Origin of the sequence: Brevibacillus sp. 1238 (assembly GCF_029892995.1) — a bacterium.
In the GTDB taxonomy this organism is placed as follows: domain Bacteria; phylum Bacillota; class Bacilli; order Brevibacillales; family Brevibacillaceae; genus Brevibacillus; species Brevibacillus parabrevis.
In genome coordinates, this window is the sequence record NZ_JARXWC010000029.1 from 1 (window position 1) to 3,661 (window position 3,661).

Annotated in this window: 1 protein-coding gene, 2 tRNA genes and 2 rRNA genes; all 5 read right to left on the reverse strand. The window is 53.5% G+C overall.

The window, feature by feature from the left end; genetic code table 11:
• Positions 1-279: ribosomal RNA gene (locus M2298_RS28130) — 23S ribosomal RNA — on the reverse strand; the annotation flags it as partial.
• Between the two features lie 224 nt (positions 280-503).
• Positions 504-579, reverse strand: a tRNA-Ala gene (locus M2298_RS28135).
• Positions 580-586: 7 nt separating this feature from the next.
• Positions 587-663, reverse strand: a tRNA-Ile gene (locus M2298_RS28140).
• 84 nt (positions 664-747) lie between these two features.
• A 16S ribosomal RNA gene (locus M2298_RS28145) occupies positions 748-2,284 on the reverse strand.
• Positions 2,285-2,853: 569 nt separating this feature from the next.
• Positions 2,854-3,661 (reverse strand): aldehyde dehydrogenase family protein (locus M2298_RS28150; RefSeq protein WP_280649362.1); only part of this gene is annotated, 808 nt, incomplete at its 5' end.

Genomic DNA, 3,661 nt, shown 5'->3' on the forward strand with positions numbered 1-3,661 from the left:
AGCCACTTAAGGGCTAGTCCCCGTTCGCTCGCCACTACTAAGGGAATCTCGGTTGATTTCTTTTCCTCAGGGTACTTAGATGTTTCAGTTCCCCTGGTTCGCCTCTTGCACCTATGTATTCAGTACAAGATACCTGACTTATGCCAGGTGGGTTCCCCCATTCAGAGATCTCCGGATCAAAGTCTGTTTGCCGACTCCCCGAAGCTTATCGCAGGCTACCACGTCTTTCATCGCCTCTGACTGCCAAGGCATCCACCGTATGCGCTTCTTCACTTGACCATATAACCCCAAGCAATCTGGTTATACTGTGAAGACAACATTCGCCGAAAACTTGTAATTACTCACAAATTTTACCTTAGCCTGAACACACACCAGTGAAAGTGCTGTCCAGTCTATCTTTCTATCACATACCCAAATTTTTAAAGAACGATTCTGATAAAGTTCAGAAATCAATATTCGACGCGAATATTCATTTCTAAGCTTTGACAAACTAGCAAGCGGGGTGGTGGAGCCAAGCGGGATCGAACCGCTGACCTCCTGCGTGCAAGGCAGGCGCTCTCCCAGCTGAGCTATGGCCCCAGCAAATTGGTGGGTCTGGGCAGATTCGAACTGCCGACCTCACCCTTATCAGGGGTGCGCTCTAACCAACTGAGCTACAGACCCAATCGAAGGTTGCTAACCTAATCGTCTTCTTCAATGAATCAAGCAATTCGTGTGGGAGCTTATGAGACAGCTGATGTCGTCGATTAAGGAGGTGATCCAGCCGCAGGTTCCCCTACGGCTACCTTGTTACGACTTCACCCCAGTCATGAATCACACCGTGGTAACCGTCCTCCCGAAGGTTAGACTAGCTACTTCTGGTGCAACCCACTCCCATGGTGTGACGGGCGGTGTGTACAAGGCCCGGGAACGTATTCACCGCGACATTCTGATTCGCGATTACTAGCGATTCCGACTTCACGCAGTCGAGTTGCAGACTGCGATCCGGACTACGATCGGTTTTGTGAGATTAGCTCCACCTCGCGGCTTGGCGACCCTCTGTACCGACCATTGTAGCACGTGTGTAGCCCAGGCCGTAAGGGCCATGATGACTTGACGTCATCCCCACCTTCCTCCGGTTTGTCACCGGCAGTCTCCTTAGAGTGCCCACCATAACGTGCTGGTAACTAAGGACAAGGGTTGCGCTCGTTACGGGACTTAACCCAACATCTCACGACACGAGCTGACGACAGCCATGCAGCACCTGTCTCAATGTTCCCGAAGGCACCAATCCATCTCTGGAAAGTTCATTGGATGTCAAGGCCTGGTAAGGTTCTTCGCGTTGCTTCGAATTAAACCACATGCTCCACCGCTTGTGCGGGCCCCCGTCAATTCATTTGAGTTTTAACCTTGCGGCCGTACTCCCCAGGCGGTCAACTTAATGCGTTAGCTGCGCCACTAAAATCTCAAGGATTCCAACGGCTAGTTGACATCGTTTACGGCGTGGACTACCAGGGTATCTAATCCTGTTTGCTCCCCACGCTTTCGCACCTCAGTGTCAGTATGAGCCCAGGTGGTCGCCTTCGCCACTGGTGTTCCTTCCTATATCTACGCATTTCACCGCTACACAGGAAATTCCACCACCCTCTGCCCTACTCTAGCTCGCCAGTTTTGGATGCAGTTCCCAGGTTGAGCCCGGGGATTTCACATCCAACTTAACGAACCACCTACGCGCGCTTTACGCCCAGTAATTCCGATTAACGCTTGCACCCTCTGTATTACCGCGGCTGCTGGCACAGAGTTAGCCGGTGCTTATTCTGTCGGTAACGTCAAAACAGCAAGGTATTCGCTTACTGCCCTTCCTCCCAACTTAAAGTGCTTTACAATCCGAAGACCTTCTTCACACACGCGGCATGGCTGGATCAGGCTTTCGCCCATTGTCCAATATTCCCCACTGCTGCCTCCCGTAGGAGTCTGGACCGTGTCTCAGTTCCAGTGTGACTGATCATCCTCTCAGACCAGTTACGGATCGTAGCCTTGGTGAGCCATTACCTCACCAACTAGCTAATCCGACCTAGGCTCATCTGATAGCGCAAGGCCCGAAGGTCCCCTGCTTTCTCCCGTAGGACGTATGCGGTATTAGCGTTCCTTTCGAAACGTTGTCCCCCACTACCAGGCAGATTCCTAGGTATTACTCACCCGTCCGCCGCTGAATCGAAGAGCAAGCTCTTCTCATCCGCTCGACTTGCATGTGTTAGGCCTGCCGCCAGCGTTCAATCTGAGCCATGATCAAACTCTTCAGTTCAATACTGCTTGGGTTTTGAGAAAACCCTAAACTTGGCTCAGCATTCTCAAATGACTTACTTTCAAATCTTTCGATTTTCGTGCAGTCACTTGTGATGCTGATAATCTTTCTGACTATCAGTCTTAGCTCACAAGCACCCACACGAATTGCTTGATTCAATTGTTAAAGAGCGGTTGGTCAAGAACTTTTCGTCTCAACCGAGGCGCGCATTCTACGCTTTCCTCAGAGCCTGTCAAGCGTTTATTTTGAAGTTTTTCGTTTCACTTCAAACACTTGACTCGCTTCGATCTCTCGTAGCGGGAGGCGAATTCTACAGCGTTACAACCTGCTGTCAACCACCTTTTTCACCGCTGCCGATCTTTCGATCGAAGCACCTCCAGCCTGACCTGAAACGTCCAACTCATTGATATTCAAGGAGTTTTTAGTTCCGACTGCGCCGGAAGTGGGGCGAAGTATAAAGACTTCTGGAAACCCGTCAAGCGCTATTCGCAATAAATCTGTCACATCGGTCAAAAACGCTGAAAAACAAAAGAGGGAGGCCTTGCGGCCTCCCTCCTTTCAGCCCGACCTCAAAGGCTTGGGAATGCGAACTGCGATGCTTCATGGCTGGCGCGCTGCGGCCAACGCTGGGTGATCGCCTTGCGTCGGGTATAGAAGCGCACGCCATCCGGGCCGTAGGCATGCAGGTCGCCAAACAGCGAGCGCTTCCAGCCACCGAAGCTGTGATAGGCCACCGGCACCGGCAACGGAACGTTGACCCCCACCATGCCCACTTCGATCTCGTCGCAGAACAGACGCGCCGCTTCCCCATCACGGGTGAAGATGCAGGTGCCGTTGCCGTATTCATGATCGTTGATCAACTGCATGGCCTGCTCGAGGCTGTTCACCCGTACCACACACAGCACCGGGCCGAAGATCTCTTCCTTATAGATACGCATCTCGGGGCTGACCCGATCGAATAGCGTACCGCCCACGAAGTAACCTTGCTCATGCCCCGCAACACTGTAGCCGCGGCCGTCCACCACCAATTCGGCACCGGCGGCCAGTCCGTCATCGATATAGCCAACCACCTTGTCGCGCGCAGCCGCAGTCACCAGCGGCCCCATGTCCAGGCCGCAACTGGTACCGGCACCGATCTTCAGCGCCTTGATCTGCGGCACCAGCTTGGCCACCAGTGCATCGGCTACCTGGTCACCCACGCACACCGCTACCGAGATTGCCATGCAGCGTTCACCGCACGAACCGTACGCCGCGCCCATCAGTGCGCTGACCGCGTTGTCCAGGTCGGCATCGGGCATCAGCACCGCGTGGTTCTTCGCACCACCCAGCGCCTGCACACGCTTGCCACGACGAGTGCCCTCGGCATAGATGTACTCG